The organism is Mucilaginibacter sediminis (assembly GCF_051903035.1).
Taxonomy (GTDB): domain Bacteria; phylum Bacteroidota; class Bacteroidia; order Sphingobacteriales; family Sphingobacteriaceae; genus Mucilaginibacter.
Window position 1 is genome coordinate 6,792,718 of the sequence record NZ_CP170602.1, and the last position, 20,334, is coordinate 6,813,051.

The window sequence follows — 20,334 nt, forward strand, 5'->3', positions numbered from 1 at the left end:
CTTATGTAAAATGATTGATTCTTAAACAGCTTCAATCACCCTAACCCCATCCTCCCCGGCAATAATAGCTTTGGTAGCCATTCCATAAAACAAAGAATGCTCAACAATACCCGGTATCATTTTTACCTTGATGTTTAACTCATTCAGCGGTAAAAGTTTCGCAAAAAATATATCAACCAGCATATTACCGTTATCTGATACCACTGCGCCATCCTTTTGGCTGCTAATACGCTGATTAATTTTAGCACCCGGAAAATCTGCGGCGAGTCGTTTTAATACGATTTGCAACGCGGCGGGCAAAACTTCGATAACCATGGGGTAGGTGGTATCCAGTCTATCCGTATATTTTCCCGCATCGCCAATCAGTATAAACTCATCGGCCATTGATGCCAGGATCTTTTCGGTAGTGTGAATGCCGCCGCCGCTTTTAAGAGCGTTCAGTTGTTTATCAAACTGATCGCACCCGTCAAAATAAATATCAAGGCGGTTTAACAGTGCCGGTGCCATTACCCTTAAACCGTTTTTGGCAAGCATGGCCGTAGTTTTAAAAGATGACGATGTGAAGGTAACTGATGCTGCAAGTTCATCATCAGCGGCTACCAGTGTAACGAGGTGGGCAATGGTACTGCCCGCTCCTAAACCTATGGTTTGGTGTGGTTTAATAAATTTTACGGCTGCTTTTGCCGCCTCAAGTTTTAAATCGTTCATAAGTGTAAGCTAAACAGAGATTTTGAATTAAAAAAAATATATTTGGATCGCTTTCCAAAGCTTTAATATATCCTTAAATTTAAATTAATATCATTGGCGTTACTTTACCCCTATAAAAAAGGCTTGTGAAACAGTATTCGGATGCTCAACTTTTATTGGAACTGCAAAGCGGGAATGATTGTGCATTTCAGGAAATTTATGAGCGTTACGCCGATAAACTGATAGCCTTCGCCCTTAAAAAAACGCAGAATGAAGATGAGGCGATGGATATGGTGCAGGAACTTTTCCTATCGGTATGGAAAAACCGCTACACCATACAGGTAAACGGCCCGCTGGAGGCTTACCTGATTGTATCGGTAAATTACATGGCCTACAAGTGGTTCAAAAAGCAAAGTAAACAACCACAATCATTAAATGATTTTATGGAGTTGCCGGATATGGCCGAGGACAGTACCGCCCAAAAATTGTCATTTGCTGAGCTAAGCTTTTTAATAAACCGCGAAATTGCCGATATGCCCGAAAAAATGCGCCAGGTATACCTGTGCAGCCGCGAACAGGATATGAACGGGCAGCAAATAGCTGCAGAATTAGGCATATCGCACCAAACCGTGCGTAACCAGATTAGCAGCGCCCTTGGCCGGTTAAAAAAAGCAGTTCACCATTATTATAACGTCATCCCGCCCGATAAGCTCAGCGAATTTTTGCTGCTGATAATTTTTTTGCGTTTGCTATAGTACAAACGTCGTCCTGCTGTCACTTGGTAAGTATAAAGGCTTATAAGTGAAAGAAAAGGAAATCAAAAAACTACTTGATAAATTTAACGAAGGCAAATGCACCGACGAAGAGTTAGCGTATTTGCAAATGCTGATGCAGGATTTAAACCGCCGGCAGGATACGCCGCAACCTGTGGGGCGTTTAAAGCAGGCCCTTTGGGATAAAATACAAGCGCAAACCGTTAACCAGCCCCGCATAACCCGTTTAAACACTGCCTGGTTAAAAGTAGCCGCGGTTATTCTAATAGCCCTTTTTGCGGGCATTTTGGGTTACCGCATGTTTACAGGCCCTAAACCAGCTGAGGTAATTGCCTACCAGGTGATCACCGCGCCTAAAGGTCAAATGAAAAAAGTATTGCTGCCCGATAATACCCTTGTGCAACTAAACGCGGGCAGCGCCATCAGGTGCCCGGTTAAATTCGGCGCTGCTGTAAGGGAGGTAACTTTGCTAAACGGCGAAGCCTTTTTTGATGTAAAGCACGATGCCACAAAACCTTTCCTGGTTCACACGGCGGGTGTTACCACACAGGTGTTGGGTACCTCATTTAACGTTAAGTTTTACCGCGAGCTGCCAACCATACAAGTGTTTGTAAACAGCGGTAAGGTTGAAGTGCATGACAGACAGCATACCTTAGGGATGTATACACCGCAGCAGCAGGTAACCTACAACAAACAAAACCAAAATTTTTCAAGACAAACCATTATTGGCGACCACGCCCTAAGCTGGATGCATGACGACCTGATTTTAGATAACGTTGAGTTTAAAGAGGTGACCGTTTACCTGCAAAACAGGTACAACGTCAATTTTAAATACGCGGGTAAAAGGTTGAGCAGGCAACATTATTCGGTTAGGTTTTCAAATAAGTTAACCATTAACCAGGTGCTTGATATTTTGCAGTTTATTGATGGCCGTAAATACCGGCTTAACGGGGATGTAGTAACTATTAAATAATAGATATAAAAGAAAACCAATGCCTGCTACTAACAAGCACTGGCTTATTAAGTGTAACTGCCCAGACTAAACCCAGACAGGCGGTTACTAATCACTTTTAAAAACAAATGTATGGAAAAATCTTTATCCCAGATTTCAAGAAAGTTAATGACCGCAATTTTATTGCTCTTAACAATTTTCGCAACGTTGATGCCGGGACAATCCCTGGCCGAGCGTAAAGCATCATTGATTGACCAGCCGGTAACTGTAAAGTTTGCCGATGAGACGATGGATGCATCGCTCGAAAAATTAAAAAAGGCCATGAACAACGTGGCCTTCAATTACAAATTAGATGATGTGGCGGCAGTTAAAGTAAAAGCGAGCACTTTTATAGGCAAGCCACTAAAAGATGTATTAAATGCTTTAACCAGCAACACCCAACTGGAGTACCGCGAGAAGTATAACACCATCATTATTTCGCGTAAAAAAGTGGTAAAAGTGCCGGCAAAAGTAGTGATAACCGGTACCGTGAGCGACAAAGACGGTCCTCTTGCAGGTGTTGCCATCCGCAGCAAAACATCGCAGGCCGGCACCTCAACAGATGTTAACGGTGCTTTTAAAATATCGGTTGAGCAGGGCGAGGTACTGGTTTTTTCTTTTATCGGCTACAAAACCCAGGAGGTAGTTGCCGATCATTCACCGCTTGATGTTATTTTAAGTGCAGATATAACCGGGTTATCGGCGGTAGTGGTGGTAGGTTATGGTACGCAAAAAAAATCGGATGTAACCGGTGCTATAGGCTCATTAAAAGTATCAAATGTTAAGGATCGTTCGGTAGGTTCGGTTACCGAAATGCTGCAGGGGCAAATAGCCGGTGTTACCGTTTTAAATGAAGGTGGCGACCCAACATCCGGGCCTAGCATCAGGTTACGTGGACGAAGTTCAGTAAATAGCGAAGGTCCTTTAACCGTAGTTGATGGTACCATTTATAACGGTGGACCTATTGATCCTAATGATATCGAATCTATCGATGTTTTGAAAGATTCGTATGCCGCTATTTATGGTGCCCAGGCAGCGGGCGGTGTAATTTTAATAACTACCAAACGCGGTAAACAAGGCAAAACCAATCTGGATATTTCGGTAAAGGGAGGTGAACAAAATGCACTTAAAATATTGCAGGCTTTAAATGCTGCCGAGTATGCCGACGCTATAAATACGGCATATGACAATGCTGGTAAAACGCGTCTGCCGGCTTTTGATGCCACTGTAAACCCCGATTCGCGCATCACCCGCACAAACTGGACTGATGCATTGTTCAGGACCGGCCATGTACAGGATTATAGCCTTAATATCAGTGGAGGTAACGAAAAATCAACATTCTTTGTGTCTGGAGGGTATCGTAAAAACGATGCAATTCTTTTAAACACTAATTCGCTGCGCTACAATTTCAGGGTGAATTCTGATCACCAGATAAAAGACTGGCTTAAAATGGGCGAAAGCATGTCGTTCTCCTACAATAACGGCCAGGGGGCCAATACAACAAGCGCTTATACAGGTGCTATATTATCAGCCATATTTTATCCGCCCAACGCCTCAATTTATAATGCCGATGGCAGCTTTGGTGGTGTGCCTGCTGCTTATGCAGGTTCATATGGTGATGTTATAAATCCGGTTGCTTACTTAAAACGCCTGGATAACAGCGATGCGGTTACCAGCTTTACCATAAACCCGTATATAGAAGTAAGCATAATTAAAGGGTTAAAATTCCGCTCGAACCTGGCAGTTACCAAAAACATGGAGACTATCAAAAACTTCAGCACCAGGATACTGGAGCCGGGAAAAAAGTTTTTTGATAACTTCCTTTTCCAGGAACAAAATAATTCAAGGACGATACTTGCCGAGCAAACCTTAAACTTTGACAGGACATTTGGCCGTGATCACCACGTAACTGCTTTGGCAGGTTATACTTACCAGGATGATACGCAGGATTTTTTTAGTGTAAATACTGATAATTATTTGAGCGAAGATCCGGCATACCGGTACATTATAAATGGGACATTGAATCCAACAGGTGTTCCTTTGCAGGGCAATAAAAACGAAACGGCCCTCATCTCTTATTTAGGTAGGGTAGGGTACGATTATAAAGGAAAATACTTTGTGAGCGGCATCATAAGGCGCGATGCTACTTCGAAGTTGAGCAGTAAAAACCGTACAGAAACGTACCCTGGAATATCTGCAGGATGGTTGATTAGTAAGGAATCATTTTTTCCGGCCGATGGTTTAGTGTCATTTGCAAAATTGCGGGCAAGTTATGGCCAGTCAGGTAATCTTGCTGGTTTGCCTTACTTTCCTACGTCGGTATCCTTAACCAAAACTGCGGGCTATTTGGGCAGCCCTGCCGCGGCAATAACAGGATCAGCAATTGATGGCCTGGCCAACCTTGACCTCAAATGGGAAAAAGCAACCCAAACAGATATCGGTTTCGATTTAGGTTTGTTAAACGGCCAGCTAAATGTTACCGGCGATGTATTTGTGAAAAAAAACACTCAATTTTTATTTCAACCACCGGTAGCGGCCGTTTTTGGTGTATCTAACCCGCCATTTGTAAACGGCGGCGAAATTCAGAATAAAGGTATCGAGTTATCGGTTAAGTACCAGAACAGTATTGGCCAATTGCATTATAACCTTGCCGCCAACGGATCATATATAAAGAACAAGATCCAGGATATTTTACCAGGCCAGCAAACAATTTTATCAAGTCCAACGGTGAGGGATAACCTGGTTCCGGTTCAATTGCAGCAGGGATACTCGCTGTACTCTTTCTTCGGTTACAAAACAGCCGGTTTGTTCCAAACCCAGGATGAGGTAAACAACTATAAAGGTTCGTCGGGTGCACTTATCCAGCCAAATGCAAAACCGGGCGATATTAAATTTCTTGATTTAAATGGCGATGGTAAGCTTAGCGATGCCGATAAAACCTATTTAGGCACGCCGTTTCCTAAATTCAACTACGGCTTTACAGCCAACTTTAACTATGGCAACTTTGACCTGAGCGTGTTTTTACAGGGTATTGCCGGCAATAAAATTTTCAACGCCGTTAAATACACAGGTTTAAACGCATCAATCCAAAACTATAACCTGCTGGCCGATGCCAAAAATGCCTGGAGCCCTACACATACCAACACCAGCATACCAAGGCTTTCGGCAAGTGATGCCAATGGCAACTTTGGTAACGTATCTGATTTTTATGTCGAAAATGGCTCTTACATGCGCATCAAAAATGTAACACTTGGTTACACCCTGCCAAAAACATTGATGACCAAAATAGGGGTACGTAGTGCAAGGGTTTTTGCCAACGCGCAAAACCTGGCCACATTTACCAAATACTCGGGCCTTGACCCGGAAGTTGGTATCAACCAAAACGGGGTCGATTTAGGTTTGTACCCACAATCGAGGATCATTTTAATAGGTATTAACGTAGGCTTATAACAACAAGGTATTAGAGAATTAAGGAGACAATTAAGATGAAATTTAAAAATATAGTTAAAGGCTTGTTAGGTGTAATGGTAATTATACTTGCGCAAAGCTGTAAAAAAAGCACGTTAGATAATATTAAGCCTACAGGTACGCCAACAAGCACCAACTTTTGGAAAAACGCAAGTGATGCCCAGGCGGCAGCTAATGGTCTTTACGAAAAACAGAGCAACAGCGAGGATCTGTATGGCCGAGGTTTCTTTTGGTTTATAAACGCCAGTGATGATATGGTAGTTGGCCGTACATCTGCCGATAGAGAAAATATCAAAAACTTTGTTTGTACCGGTAACGAAAACAGCATTTATGCGCCATGGTCGTTACATTTTGTGGTAATGAAAAGGGCAAATGATGTTATAGCTAATGTGCCCGGCATCACCATGGATCAGGCTACCAAAAACTTTATATTGGGGCAGGCCTACTTTGTACACGCGGTTATGCACCTGGAAATTGCCGATTTATATGGTACCGATAAACAGGGAGCTCCCCTTCAAAACCGGGCTAATCCAATCGCGTTTCCTGTACAATTGGCTTCAGTTAAAGATAATTACGCTTACATAGAAGCCGATTTAAAGAAAGCGGCATCGCTGTTACCTTATTTTGATCAGCTTGCTGCCGCTGATAAGGGTAGGGCGCACAAAACAGCCGCATGGGCATACCTGGCCAAAACCTACTTGCACGCTAAGGATTATGCCAATGCCGAAAAATATGCCGATTCAGTTATTCTAAGTGGCAAACATGCTTTGTTAGCTAATTATGCCGATGTATTTAAAATAACCAATAACTATAGTTCCGAGTACATTTGGTCAGTAGCCAGCAATTTAAACGGGCAAAGCATTTTGCCTGGTGCTATGCTGGAGAATAAAGGCTGGGGTTTATACAATGGTTTTGGCTACTATCAGCCCACAAAGGAATTGGTTGACGAATTTGAAACCGGTGATAAAAGGCTGGCAACAACTATTCTTAAAAACGGTGATACTTTCCAGTATTTTGGACAAACGTATACTTACCCAATTGGTGGCAAAAGCAACAGCTTAACCGGTTACCAGTTTAATAAATACATGGAGCCGTTTAGCTATGCCGGCGGCATTCACGTAAGCCCTAATGGCGATGAGCCGTCGACAGATTTAAACGTTCCGTTATTACGCTATGCCGAAATTTTGCTCATTAAAGCCGAGGCTCAAATTATGCAGGGTAAAAACGGAGATGCAGCTTTAAACCTGGTACGTGTAAGGGCTGGGCTGGCACCAAAATCGGGTGCTACCATGGCTGATTTAAAACACGAACGCCGTGTAGAACTGGCAGGTGAGTGGAGCGACCGCAACTTTGACCTGGTGCGTTGGGGCGATGCACAGGCTACTTACGCCAAACCATTGCATGGAGCTAATGGATCTGTAGTTTGGAAAGCGCGTAATTTTGACCCGGCAAGGGATAATGTATGGCCTATACCGCCAAAAGATATCCAGATAAGCCAGGGACAGCTAAAACAAAATGCAGGCTGGTAAATAAATTTATACCTTTAAAACCGGGCAACGCCCGGTTTTTTACATTGAACTAAAAAATGAAAAACAGTACTACAATTATCTTGCTTACCGCTTTGCTGCTTGGTATAAACTTGTGCGTGAGCGCACAAATTAAAGAGTATACCGTTGCCGATGCACACTCCCACAATGATTACAAAAACAACATTCCATTTTATCGGGCCTATGAAAAAGGTTTTGGGTCAATTGAGGCCGATGTGTATGCGGTAAACGGCCAACTGATGGTGGCGCATGATAAAAAGGAGATCAGCGCCAAACGCTCGTTGAAAATCCTCTATATCGATCCGCTAATCGAGAAACTTAACCGCGATCCGCAAAGACACCTGCGGCTGCTTATCGAAATAAAAGAAGATTATAAAGCGATATTGCCCTTGGTGATCAGCGAACTTAAACCGTTAGAAAAATATTTTGCCTATGATGGGCATCCCGGCAGGTTATCTATCGTAATGACGGGGGCGGTACCTCCGGCAGCTGTAATGCCAAACTACCCGGATTGGATATCTTTTGATGTTGATCATTTAGATGGGTTTACGCCAGCTCAATGGAAAAAAATTGGATTGGTGAGTTTCCCGCTAAGCAAATATGTGCATTGGAATGGTAAAGGCGTATTTAATGCCGATGAAATTAAAAGAATAAAAGGTGGCATCGACAGCGTTCATCATGCCGGCAAAAAAATACGTTTTTACGAAACTCCCGATACCAAAAGCAGCTGGCTGGCTATGTTGCGCTTGGGCGTTGATGTTATAGGAACCGATGACATAGAAGGGCTCGGCAATTTTTTAAACAGGAAAGAGAAATCTGAATACATTGCTCCAGAACCTTACGTTATTTATCACCCAACTTATAAATCAGATGGTGAGGTAAAAAAGGTTAAAAATATCATTTTATGTATAGGCGATGGCATGGGCTTATCGCAACTATACGCCACTTATAGTGCCAACAGGGGGCAGCTTAATATATTCCAGATGCTTAACATGGGCTTTTCGGTTACTTACTCGGCCGATGCCTACATCACTGATTCAGCTGCCGGCGCGACAGCTTTTGCGTCGGGACAAAAAACAAATGATAGGGCAGTGGGGGTTGATCCGGAAGGTAAGCCATTAAAATCGTTGGCCGATTACAGCGCCGAAGCAGGAAAAAAAACGGCCGACATTGTGGTATGCGAACTTACCGATGCAACACCCGCAGCCTTTTACGCTCATAATGCCGAAAGGAGTAATGCCACCGATATTGCCGGTCAAATAGTATCATCGCCGGTTGATATATTTTTAGGGTCGGCTTATAAAGATTTTATCCAGCCGGTAAATGGACAAACGCCCATCGATAAAATGAAACAACGCGGGTATACCATTATCCGCACTTTTGATGAGTTTTTAAATACGCCTGCAACAAAAATCCTTGCGTTAATGGACGATAGCGTAACCAGGCCCAAAATGGATGGCCGGGGAAACTATTTGCCGCTTGCATTTAAAAAAGTAACCCAAACTTTTAAAAATGCACCAAACGGGTTTTTTATGATGATAGAAGGATCGCAGATTGATCACGGTGGTCATAGCAATAATTTGAAACAGGTAATTACCGAGAACAGCGATTTTGACCGGATGGTTGGCGATGCCCTGCGCTTTGCCGACGAAGATGGCGAAACACTGGTTATTGTTACTGCCGATCATGAAACGGGCGGTTTAACCCTGCTGGATGGCAATATCGGCAAAGGATACGTTTGGGGCGATTTTAGTACCAATGACCATACCGGAACACCTGTACCCATATTTGCCTACGGCCCGCACTCGCTTGATTTTAGAGGCGTTTTTAACAACACGGAAATTTTTAATAAGCTGAAGGCGTTGCTGAAATAGGGGATTGGTTACAAGAAAAAAGCCGCTGCATATGTTGTTATGCGGCGGCTTTTTTTATGGTTTAAAATTATTTTGCAAATGTTAAACAGTAGCTGTTTGCGTCTGGGTATCACTTTCATTAGTTTCCGCAACAACCTTAACCGGCGGTACTTCGCAATTGAAGCCAAATAAGCACCGGTTTTTTATCATGGCGGCTACCTCGTTAGGTACATATTCTTCCCATCCCGCAGAGCCTTGTTTTATGAGCTGGAGCACGTTGTCGGTATCAACATGCAGGTTACCTTCGTTATAGTGCCTGATATCTTCAATCTTGTTGTTGGCAATCAGGTAGCGGTACAAATCGATAAGATGTGGCGGCGGGTAAAATTTAAGGCAGTTCCAGATTACGCCATCTCGCAGGGTGGGGTATATGAACAGTTTTACCTTACGGCTAAATAGCGTAGCAAATGACTCAAGGATACCGCCCGGAAGATCCTTGTAATGTTCTTCCGAAAAGATGTACTCCAAATTAGGGAAGCCCAGCACCATCCCTATTTTTAACCGGGTGATTTTTGAAAGGTAAGCCACCAGTTTATAATACTCATGAAAATTACTAATCATAACCGTTTGCCCAAGCGAGCACAGGATATCTACCCGGTCAAGAAAGTCTTTTTCATCAATATCGGCATTCAGGTCGGCGTTTCGCTCTTTCAAAGCTTGTAGGGTAAGCTCGGTAACTACTACCACCTTGGTGTTATCAACATCGGGTTCCTGTAAAAATTGCTTAACGCCATTATTCAGCATATCCAAATGCACGTTAATAATTGGGCGGAAACGGCCGCGGATCACCACAATGTGCTTTTTATACAACGCTTCGGTAGGCTGCATGTTTTTGCCATCGGGCCCAAATACGGCAGCGTCAGAAAAACCATATTTTACCAGGTGCAGGCTCATCAGTCTGTTGTCAACTTTGGTAAAATCAGGCCCTTCAAAGCGGATCATGTCAATCTGAATCCTGTCTCTTGATAGGTTATCCATCAGCGACAACAAAAATACCGGCGGAATTTCGTTGTAGTAAAAGCAGGCATACATCAGGTTTACCCCCAAAATGCCCACAGCCTGCTGCTGCAGGTTAGTATCGTTATCCAGCAGTTTTACGTGAATAACCACATCATTAAACGCGCCGTTTGGCTGTAGCTGAAAGCGTACCCCCATCCAGCCGTGGCCGTCGTTGGTTTTATTGTAATTTAAAGCTGAAACGGTATCAGAGAAAGCAAAAAACGTTGTGGAATCGCCACGTTGTACGGCCAAACGTTCAATTAGCAGCCCGTATTCATGGTCAAGCATGGATATTAAGCGGGCTTCGCTTACATAGCGCCTTGATTGTTGTACGCCATAAATGGCATCGGAGAAAACCATATCATAAGCCGACATGGTTTTGGCTATAGTGCCCGATGATGCGCCGGCCTTAAAAAAGTTGGCTGCAACATCCTGTCCTGCGCCAATTTCGGCGAATGAACCGTATATTTTAGGATCAAGGTTAATGGCAAGTGCCTTTTGTTTGGTCCCTATATCCTTGTTGTGAATGGCATTCATACCCTTAGTTAATTATAGTTTATTGTTGCCAATATGATGATCTGAAAAGACGCCTTAAAAATACGGTTTTTTAATTTACTTAAGATCATGTATTAGTAAAAAGGCAAGGAAACCGCATTTGTTTTTTGATTTAGATAGTAAGCGTGGCGTAAGGTTTAATAAATTGTTAACAAATGCTAAATTCGCTCATTTGAAGATCATGATATTATTCCCGATGCTTTTTTCGTATTTTATGTTACATAAACGCATCCATCTGTTTTATTTTGGTTAGATACCGCGCCTGTCGAAAAATTGTCCGAAACAAGCGGCTTAAGGAAAATTATTTTACATGGGCTGTTGGCAGTTCCCCAAAAAAGATTGAAAAAGTGGTTCATTTCAGGAAGAAATGATTTTTGAAAAGGATTTATCCCTTTGTGTTGATAAACTGTGTGTACCGCTTCGGGGCGAGACAGGGTGAAACGCCCTGAAACACCCTGGTACGCCCTGAAACACCCTGGTACGGGGTGAAACACCCTGGTACGGGGTGGTACGCCTGGCAAATACTAATCCGGCAACTACTTTACTGGTTGGGCCTGTTTTAAAGCTAACCGGGCATATCCAAGCAATATCCCCAGTTTACCGTAAGTACCTGGAAATTTGATGGAGGCATTAATGGCCCGGGTAATTGTTTTATTGCCCGGTGTAAATTTTTCACACTTATTTCGCCTGCTTTTTATAACTTACAGCTTTGTAAATAAACCTCGATGCTTAATAAAGCAGTAACTTTTTGTGGCAAACCTTATTCATACCTTAAGCTAATCATAAAAGGCTTTTTCAGTACTGTAATTTTGTTTTTATTGCCGGCTGCAGGTTTATATGCCGAGGGCAGTAAAGAACTTACCGCCAATGGAGGATACCGTGCTTACCTGTTTTCGAGTACTGTAATTACCAATACATCCTTCCCGTTCCCCACTTTAGGTACTGTTAAGGTTTACGTTAAAGCCGGCGAAAGTATTTACGTAGGCTCAAGCGCCCAGGGGATTGCCGGCGGTACCATTAACCTTCGGGCGCCCGACGGTAACAATTATACCAGCGGTACAAATGCCAATACCGGTAATATTCATAGCCGCGCCCAGGAAGTTGCAGGCCCGTTGCCTAATGTAGGTGGATTTACGCCGTTTATTAAAACAGTAGGCGCAGGCCAGGATGGGGTTTGGGAAATTGATTTTGTGGCCGAAAACCCCGGAACGGTATTAAACGGTAATCCGCCTACCATTCCGGCCAATGCCAACTGGACACAGCCGCAAGCCGAATATATTACCGCCTTTGATGTATCGGTACGCAATGCTTCAAATTCGGGCTTTATAAATGGCAGGGTGTATACCCAGGTATTTTCGGGAATACTGGGTACGTTTAACGTGGGCTTTAACGCCATATTCCACATCCTGACAAAAGACGGATATCAATACATATTAAACAACAATGGCCAGGCCGGTAATGGCTTTACCTTTTTTGTAAATAACAAGGGCTTTAGGGGCGCGGATGGAAAGGCATCATACAAAAGTATCGACGGGCTTAGCGCCAGCGTTAACGTTCAGGACCCACGCGTGGCCGATACTCAAACCGATATAACCCAAAAAATATTTTTTAATATTCCGGCTACCGATATGCCGGCTGTAGCCAATACGCCGGGCGCGGCAACAACCTGGCTTTTAAATACTCCGGTAGTACCTGCAATAACTAACGTTACTTTCACAGGCGCCGAAGGAACTATTGGTAAAGCAGGAACCAATCCGCTGGGCGGCAATTTTAATTTTAATATAACGGGCAACGGTAATTATGTAATAGGGATTGATATAAACCAAAACGGTTTGTACACCGACGCTATCGACCGTAAATTAACCGGCCAGGCGACCACAGGAGGTAACCAGGTTTATTGGGATGGACTTGATGGCCTGGGCACCAAAGTAGCCGGCAACAGCAGCTTATCGTTGCAGGTAAATATAACTATAGCCACTACTGCCGGCGAAGTCCATTTTCCGTTTTTTGATGTGGAACGCAATGTAAACGGCCTTTTACTTACGCGCACAAATGGCACATACGCCCCGGACGATTCCTTGTATTGGGACGATACGCCTATCAGTATAGTAGGCACATCATCAAACCCGGTAAAGAACCTTACAGGATTAAGCAGCGCCATAAACGGGCACAAATGGGGTACCACTACCAGCATATCCACCAATGATGCCGATTTTGGCAACAATAAATCTATCGATACCTGGAGTTATATAAAAAGTAAACCGGTAACTACTTCGCTAAGCTTTGTAATGCAGGAAGCCGATCTTTCCGTTGAAAGTATAACGGCTGCGGCGGCTTGTTCAGGCCAGCCGGTTATATATAAAGTGGTGGTAAAAAATAACGGCCCCGACGATGTTAAGGGAGGCGGTTTCAGCTTTAGTTTTCCTAATGATATCAGCGGGGTGGTAGTAACAAGTGCTGCTACAACCGGCAGTTCGGCAACCTCAGGTGGTACTGTTGCAGCAAATGCCTACCATGCTAACCTCGATATAGCAAATGGGGCTGTGCGCACATTTACCATTGCAGGGAATGTAGCACTGGCAACAAACGGTAACCTTACGGTTGAGGCCGCTGTGTTAAGGCCGGCGGATGTAACAGACCCGGATGCCACTAATCCGGATGCTGCTGTACCTGCCGACCCAAATAACGAATGTGATGCTTCCCCATCCGGTGTAGGTTGTAATAATGTTAAAACCAACACGGTAAATATTACGCCGGGCCCAAATGCAGGTGCCGATCAAACCGTATTTGAGTATGCTCCGGCCACTGTGGCGGCAACCGGTACCGGTGTATTTACCCAGGTTGCCGGAGATCCGCTGCCGGCGACTATCACTACCCCCGCAAGCAATACAACTACCATAACCGGGTTGGATAAAGTTGGCTTATATCATTTTGTATTTACCAACGCTAATGGTTGTGCCGATACTGTGGTGTTGAAAGTGATCCCGGCCGATTTGCAAATCCCCAATGTAATAACACCCAACAATGACGGCAAAAACGATGCTTTTAAAATTGTTGGGTTAGAGAGCTATCCCGGTTCGCAGCTCAGGGTGTTTAACCGATGGGGCAACGAGGTTTACCGTTCTGATAATTACAAAAACGATTGGAGCGGCAGCGGCCTTGCCGAGGCTACCTATTTTTATGTATTGAACCGGAAGGAGCATACAGGTGAATTTACCCCGGTTAAAGGCTGGGTATTTTTAAAACTGAGTAAATGATGCGGGGCTTTAAACTATGTATCCTAACAGCCGGCCTGGTTTTACTCATCGTAAAATTGCAGGCCCAGCAAAGCATACAATTTAGCCAGTATATGTTCAATGGCCTGGCGGTAAACCCGGCCTATGCAGGCTATAAGCAGGACTGGACACTTAACTTAAGCAGCCGTATCCAATGGGTGGGTATTAATGATGCGCCTAAAACAGGCACAGTATCTGTTGATGGCCTAACCAACAGCACCAACCAGAATATGGGCTTAGGGTTGATAGCTACTTTTGATAAGCTTGGGCCCGAGAGTACATCATCGGTATATGTAAACTATGCCTATAGGCTAAGGCTTGATGAGGATGATACCAAACGTTTAAGCTTTGGCCTTGGCTTCGGCGCCATACAGTATCGCCTTGATGGCACTAAATTTAACGCTACTGATGATGGGGATGCCAATATACCCGCCGGAACGCAAAGCAACGTTACGCCCGATTTTCGTTTCGGGGTTTATTATTATTCGCCAACTGTATATGTTGGCGCATCAGTGTTTAACTTGCTTTCGGGTTTGGGTAACAGTATCGATCATTTGCAACAGTATAAGCAGGCCCGTACAGTTTACTTAACCGGCGGAGCAATGGTGCCATTAAATGAAGGCATGGATATTAAACCATCGTTTTTGATAAAAGAGGACTTTAAAGGCCCCACCAACCTTGATGTAAGCAATTACATAGTATTTAACAAAACCATTTGGGTAGGTGCATCATACCGGACCGGGATAAAGCTGTGGAAAAAAAGTAACCTGCAAAGCGGACTTGATAAAACTGACGCCGTAGCGGCGATGGTACAATTTTATGTAAGCGAAAACTTCAGGATTGGCTATTCATATGATTTTACTACAAGCAGGCTGGCAAGTTCGCAAAGTGGGTCGCATGAATTGTCGTTGAGTATAAGTTTTCCGGGCAAAAGCCCAAGAGTGGTTAGTCCGAGATATTTTTAGGCAGATGAAAAAGTTAATATTGATTGGTTTATTGATGACTTTGCTGGCAAAGATTACTTTGGCGCAGGAACAATTGTCGGTACAACAACGGGCCGATAAACTTTTCGATCAGTATGAATATTTCAAAAGCCTTAAATTTTACCTGAAACTGGTTGGCCACAAGCCCGATATTAAATTGGTTGAGCGTATTGCCACCTGTTACCGCTACATTAACCAATACCAGGATGCCGAAGATTGGTATGCCAAAGCCCTGAATGATCCCAAAGCCGCCAAACTCGATCATTATTTTTATGCCGAAGTGTTGTTTCGCAACCAAAAGTTTGACCAGGCCAGGCAACAGTACCAACTGTATTTTACCGATGATGCAGGCGCGTTAGCCCTAAAACTGGCCGATGTGGATTCGGCAATGGTGTGGATGAAGCAACCATCGCAGTTTAAGGTTAATAACGTTGGCGGCGTAAACACCCCGTCATCTGATTGGGGGGCCGCCTATGGTGGCCAGACAACTATTATATTCACATCCGACCGCGAAACCGAAGATGGCAAAAAAGATAACCGCACCGGCAACGGCTGGTTTAAGCTATACACCTACGATTTAAATACTAAAGAAACAAAACAACTGTTTTTAGATCCCGGTACCAGCAACGAGTTTAAAGATGCTTACCATGTAGGACCTATGGTGTTAAACAACAAAGGAGATACTGCCTATATTACCCTGACTACCGAAGTTGCTGCTAAAAACTTACCCATAGACCAACGTAGCGGCAAAAATAACACCCGGTTTTATACCCGCCGGCTGCAATTGGTTACTGCCGTAAAAAAAGATGGCGGGTGGGTTATTTCGGGTAGTTTTCCGTATAATAACGTGCAGCAGTATTCTGTAGGTAACGCAGCATTATCAAAAGATGGCAGGCTGATCTATTTCAGTTCGGATATGCAGGGCGGGCAGGGCAAAACAGATATCTGGTATTGCGAAAAACAAAGTAACGGAAGCTGGGGTAAACCGGTAAATTGTGGTAAAACCATCAATTCCAAGGAGGAAGAAAGCTTTCCGTTTGTAGATGAAAACGGTGTGTTATACTATGCTTCCAAAGGGATGCCTGGTATGGGAGGGTACGAAATTTATGTTGCCCATGGCCAAAAAAACAATTGGGATACCCCAAAAAACCTTAAGTATCCTATAAACTCCACCAGTGACGATTTTAACCTGGTAACACGCGATGGCCAAAGCGGCTACCTGTCGTCCAATCGCGATAACGGCCAGGGCAGTGACGATATTTATGCTTTTACCCGCATAAAAGATTCCATTTTTGTAAAACCAATAAGTGGTAGTCCGCAAACAATTATTGCAACCGGAAAACCGGGATCGCCAGATTCTTCCAACCCTCTTTCGGGGGCATCCCGTCCCGATTTCAATATCGGGCCTATTTATTATGATCTTGATAAATCATTCATACGGCCCGATGCAGCCATAGAACTGGATAGGCTGGCTGGTATTTTAAAGCAATATCCGGCGTTAAAAATAGCATTGGCATCCTATTGCGATTCAAGGGCATCGTATTTATACAACCTTGCACTATCTAAGCGCAGGGCCAAATCTGCCGCAACTTACCTGGTAAAAAAAGGCATAGCCCCAACCCGCATGGTAGCCAAAGGCTATAGCAAAAGTAACCCCGTAAATCAATGTGCCGATAAGGTTAAATGTTCAGAAGCTGACCATCAGCTAAACAGGAGAACAGAAATTAAAGTGCTGCCGGGCGGTAACTGATCAAACGTTTATATAGTTATGGCTGATTATGAAAATGTATAATCAGCCACAAGTGTATTTAAAAAGTGAGTTATGGCTGAGTATGTTATTGAGTGCTTGGCGCACCTACTACAAGTAAAGTTCTATCTACCCTGATTCACTTTGTTTTTCATTTTGATATTGCTACCCTTTCAAAATGATAGGTTTTTTAAATGCCTAAATGTGCCTGCGCAATCAAATTAGCCGGTTTAAAGTGTTTTTAACTGCTATAAAGCATTTTAAGCGTTTTTTGGCATGCCGATAGTGATCAAGGCTGTAATTGATATACACTAAAAAATTAAGTCATGACATCATTTTATATCGTACTGGAAGTAATAGCTTTTATTGCAGTAATTGTAATACCAGTTGCCGGCCCAAAAGCAAAGAAAAATTTACCTGTTGCAACTACCGGTAATCTGGCGGTTAACACCCAGGGGTTCCTGGAACCAATTCCTGCAAACCAACAAGATCATCATCCGGTGCATTAATTTAAAAAACCATTTTAATTAAAAATAAAAGCCTTTCATTTTGAGAGGCTTTTTTTATGCAGGTATGCAGCTTTACTTATTACCATAAAATGTTTATCTCTTTTCTGTTTATGGAATTTATAGGATAATATTGCCGGTGAATACTAAACAAGATTTGTATTCGCCGCTTATGATGAATTGGGAAACTTTACTATCGGCCAAGCGCTGGGGATACGAGGATAAATATATTGCAAGCCAGGTTGATGCCCGGTCGGAGTTTCAGCGGGATTATGACCGTATAATATTTTCGTCGCCCTTCAGGAGGCTGCAAAATAAAACCCAGGTATTCCCTTTGCCGGGGAGTATTTTTGTGCATAACAGGCTTACGCACAGTTTAGAGGTAGCCAGTGTTGGCAAATCATTAGGCCGCATCTTTTATAACAAGCTTAAGGAAGAAGACCCCGGGATTGATACCCGCCTGCCACTGATGAGTGATATCGACACCATCATTTCGGCGGCATGCCTTGCGCATGATCTTGGCAACCCGGCATTCGGCCATTCGGGCGAAGCCGCTATTTCACATTATTTTATTGAGGGTGATGGCGCCGGCTATCAAAAAAGTATACCCGCTGAGCAATGGGCCGATTTGATTAATTTTGAAGGTAATGCCAATGCTTTGCGCATCCTTACCCATTCTTATTCGGGCAAGGGGAACGGAAGTTTTGCGCTTACTTATGCAACTATAGCGGCTATTGCCAAATACCCCTGTGCTTCCATTATAGGCGGAAATAAAGCGAATATCCACACTAAAAAATACGGGTTCTTCCAATCGGAACAAGCGGGATTTAAGAAAATAGCCGACGAACTGGGACTAAACAAAGTGCAGGATAGTCCGCTGATTTACAAGCGTCATCCACTGGTTTACCTGGTAGAGGCTGCCGACGACATCTGCTATAATATTATTGACATTGAAGATGCCCATCGCCTCAAGATATTATCTTATGATGAAATTGAAGCCCTGCTGCTGCCCCTGTGTAACGATCCTAAAATGAAGGCGCGGCTGGATGATATTGACGATGATGACGCCAAGGTTGGTTACCTGCGTGCCCGCTCAATAAACACACTGATACAGCAATGCTCCAAACTGTTTTACAATCAGCAACAAACTATCCTTGCCGGAGATTTCAATACATCGCTGATAGATATGATAGATGAACCCTATCGCACTATCATGAAAAACATCGAAACCTTGTCGGTAAAAAAGATATACAATTATTCGTCGGTTGTGCAGATAGAAGTTGCCGGTTATAAAGTTATGGGCGGTATCCTGGAAGAATTTATCCCGGCGTACCTGCAAAACACATCCAAGTATCATAAAAAACTGGTAGAGCTTATCCCCAAGCAGTTTTTAACCAAAAACCAGGATGATTACTCCAAAATTCAAACCGTACTCGATTTTGTTTCGGGGATGACAGATTTATATGCGGTGGAGTTGTTCAGGAAGATCAAGGGGATTTCGTTCCCTACGTTGAGTTAGAAACCCGAAAATGATATTCTATATTTTAACGTACTAAACCCCAATTTTGATAATAATTAAATCAGATAAATGGCTTAATAACGGCTAATTATTACAATATTAGCGTAATAACAAAATTGATAATAGCCAAAACGGAAAAATACCCGGACAAGATTTATCCTGCTTCTGAAATTTCATCAGAATATAATTGTTAGTTAATCGATTTATTGCCAAGGCCAACCGGTTAAATTTTTAGTGTTATAAATACAATTAATTATATTGCCCTATATTTGAAATAATAAATAATATAAACGGGTGAGAAAAAAACTATCGATTGTTGATATCGCAAATGCTTTAAACGTATCAAAAACTACCATATCATTTATTTTAAACGGCCACGCACAGGATAAACGGATAAGTGCCGAAGTAATTGAAAAGGTGATGAAATATGTAGCCGAAGTAGGGTATAAGCCAAGCTCGCTGGCCAAAAGTTTACGTACCGGCAAATCAAATACCATAGGGCTCATGGTAGAAGATATTTCGAACCCTTTTTTTGCCAGTATAGCACGTTTAATTGAAGACCGGGCCTACAAAAACGGATATAAAATTATTTATTGCAGCACCGATAATGATACCAATAAAACGCGCGACCTCATTAGCATGTTTCGCGACAGGCATGTGGATGGTTACATTATGGCCCCACCGGAAGGAATTGAACAAGATATTGAATCGCTTAAAAGTGATGGCATGCCCGTGGTTTTGTTTGACCGGCATTTACCCAAGGTTAAAACAGACTATGTGGAGATAGATAATCTTTTCAGTGCTTATAATGCTACCCGGCATTTGGCCGAACAGGGATTTGTAAATATTGCTTTTGTTACTTTTTTATCGCCCCAAACACAGATGGTTGACCGGGTAAAAGGTTACCATGAGGCCATTAAAAATAGTAAACTTAATGGAATTGTTGAGGAGGTAGTATTTAGCCAGGATGATGAACTGATTATGCAGGCGCTGCGCGATTTTTTAACAAAACACACCAGTGTAGATGCCATACTTTTTGGTAATAACCACATAGCTACCTGCGGCTTAAAGGTAATGAGAGAATTTGGTTTAAAATTGCCTGGCGATATTGCTGTGGCGTCTTTTGATGATCATGATGTTTTTAAACTTCATACACCGCCGGTTACGGCCATAGCCCAACCCGTTGAGGATATTGCCGATAACGTGATTACTGTTTTGTTAGCGAAACTGAACGGTGGTTCATCGGCCACCAAACCGCAATCAATTATTTTGAAAACCGATCTGAAGATCCGGGATTCGTCGAAAAAAAGCAGTTGAGTTTTTTGCATGAGTCCAAAAACACATCTCTTTTTGTTTTGGGTGGAATACTTA

13 protein-coding genes are annotated in these 20,334 nt (G+C 43.1%); 11 read left to right on the top strand and 2 right to left on the bottom strand.

Features of this window, described 5'->3' with window-relative positions:
• Nucleotides 1-21 precede the first annotated feature (21 nt).
• Nucleotides 22-708, bottom strand: a complete 687-nt coding sequence (rpiA, locus tag ACFGVS_RS28315) for a ribose 5-phosphate isomerase A (RefSeq protein WP_439696515.1) — start codon at nt 706-708, stop codon at nt 22-24.
• A 125-nt stretch (nt 709-833) separates the two neighbouring features.
• Here rpiA and ACFGVS_RS28320 point away from each other — a divergent pair, with 125 nt between their 5' ends.
• The 5 genes from ACFGVS_RS28320 to ACFGVS_RS28340 all read left to right on the top strand — a co-directional run bounded on the left by ACFGVS_RS28320 (nt 834) and on the right by ACFGVS_RS28340 (nt 9,340).
• Nucleotides 834-1,442: an RNA polymerase sigma factor gene (locus ACFGVS_RS28320; protein ID WP_090648271.1), complete on the top strand. Its 609-nt coding sequence runs from the start codon at nt 834-836 to the stop codon at nt 1,440-1,442.
• A gap of 46 nt (nt 1,443-1,488) precedes the next feature.
• On the top strand, nt 1,489-2,433 hold the full coding sequence (locus tag ACFGVS_RS28325; protein WP_439696516.1) for a FecR family protein: 945 nt from the start codon (nt 1,489-1,491) through the stop codon (nt 2,431-2,433).
• Nucleotides 2,434-2,622: 189 nt separating this feature from the next.
• Complete coding sequence (locus tag ACFGVS_RS28330) at nt 2,623-5,901, top strand: SusC/RagA family TonB-linked outer membrane protein (protein WP_439696517.1); 3,279 nt, start codon at nt 2,623-2,625, stop codon at nt 5,899-5,901.
• A gap of 35 nt (nt 5,902-5,936) precedes the next feature.
• Nucleotides 5,937-7,448, top strand: a complete 1,512-nt coding sequence (locus ACFGVS_RS28335; protein ID WP_439696518.1) for a RagB/SusD family nutrient uptake outer membrane protein — start codon at nt 5,937-5,939, stop codon at nt 7,446-7,448.
• A gap of 56 nt (nt 7,449-7,504) precedes the next feature.
• Complete coding sequence (locus ACFGVS_RS28340; protein WP_439696519.1) at nt 7,505-9,340, top strand: alkaline phosphatase; 1,836 nt, start codon at nt 7,505-7,507, stop codon at nt 9,338-9,340.
• Between the two features lie 81 nt (nt 9,341-9,421).
• On the opposite strand, the gene ACFGVS_RS28345 is transcribed toward ACFGVS_RS28340, so the two are convergent.
• Nucleotides 9,422-10,915, bottom strand: a complete 1,494-nt coding sequence (locus ACFGVS_RS28345) for a TonB-dependent receptor (RefSeq protein WP_439696520.1) — start codon at nt 10,913-10,915, stop codon at nt 9,422-9,424.
• Nucleotides 10,916-11,658: 743 nt separating this feature from the next.
• On the opposite strand from ACFGVS_RS28345, the gene ACFGVS_RS28350 reads away from it, so the two are divergent.
• The 6 genes from ACFGVS_RS28350 (at nt 11,659) to ACFGVS_RS28375 (ending at nt 20,280) form a co-directional block, all read left to right on the top strand.
• A complete protein-coding gene (locus ACFGVS_RS28350) occupies nt 11,659-14,190 on the top strand; it encodes a gliding motility-associated C-terminal domain-containing protein (protein WP_439696521.1) in 2,532 nt (843 codons plus the stop codon).
• A complete protein-coding gene (locus ACFGVS_RS28355; RefSeq protein ID WP_439696522.1) occupies nt 14,187-15,173 on the top strand; it encodes a PorP/SprF family type IX secretion system membrane protein in 987 nt (328 codons plus the stop codon). Before ACFGVS_RS28350 ends, ACFGVS_RS28355 begins: the two co-directional genes overlap by 4 nt.
• Before the next feature lie 4 nt (nt 15,174-15,177).
• The gene (locus ACFGVS_RS28360) at nt 15,178-16,941 is read left to right on the top strand and encodes an OmpA family protein (RefSeq protein ID WP_439696523.1); all 1,764 of its coding nucleotides are present in this window, start codon (nt 15,178-15,180) and stop codon (nt 16,939-16,941) included.
• 323 nt (nt 16,942-17,264) lie between these two features.
• Nucleotides 17,265-17,447 carry a hypothetical protein gene (locus tag ACFGVS_RS28365; RefSeq protein ID WP_439696524.1) on the top strand — a complete coding sequence of 61 codons (183 nt, stop codon included), beginning with the start codon at nt 17,265-17,267 and terminating at the stop codon, nt 17,445-17,447.
• Nucleotides 17,448-17,619: 172 nt separating this feature from the next.
• On the top strand, nt 17,620-18,963 hold the full coding sequence (locus tag ACFGVS_RS28370; protein WP_439699269.1) for a deoxyguanosinetriphosphate triphosphohydrolase: 1,344 nt from the start codon (nt 17,620-17,622) through the stop codon (nt 18,961-18,963).
• A 294-nt stretch (nt 18,964-19,257) separates the two neighbouring features.
• Nucleotides 19,258-20,280 (top strand): LacI family DNA-binding transcriptional regulator, encoded by a 1,023-nt coding sequence (locus ACFGVS_RS28375; protein WP_439696525.1) that lies wholly within the window; start codon nt 19,258-19,260, stop codon nt 20,278-20,280.
• Nucleotides 20,281-20,334: the final 54 nt, after the last annotated feature.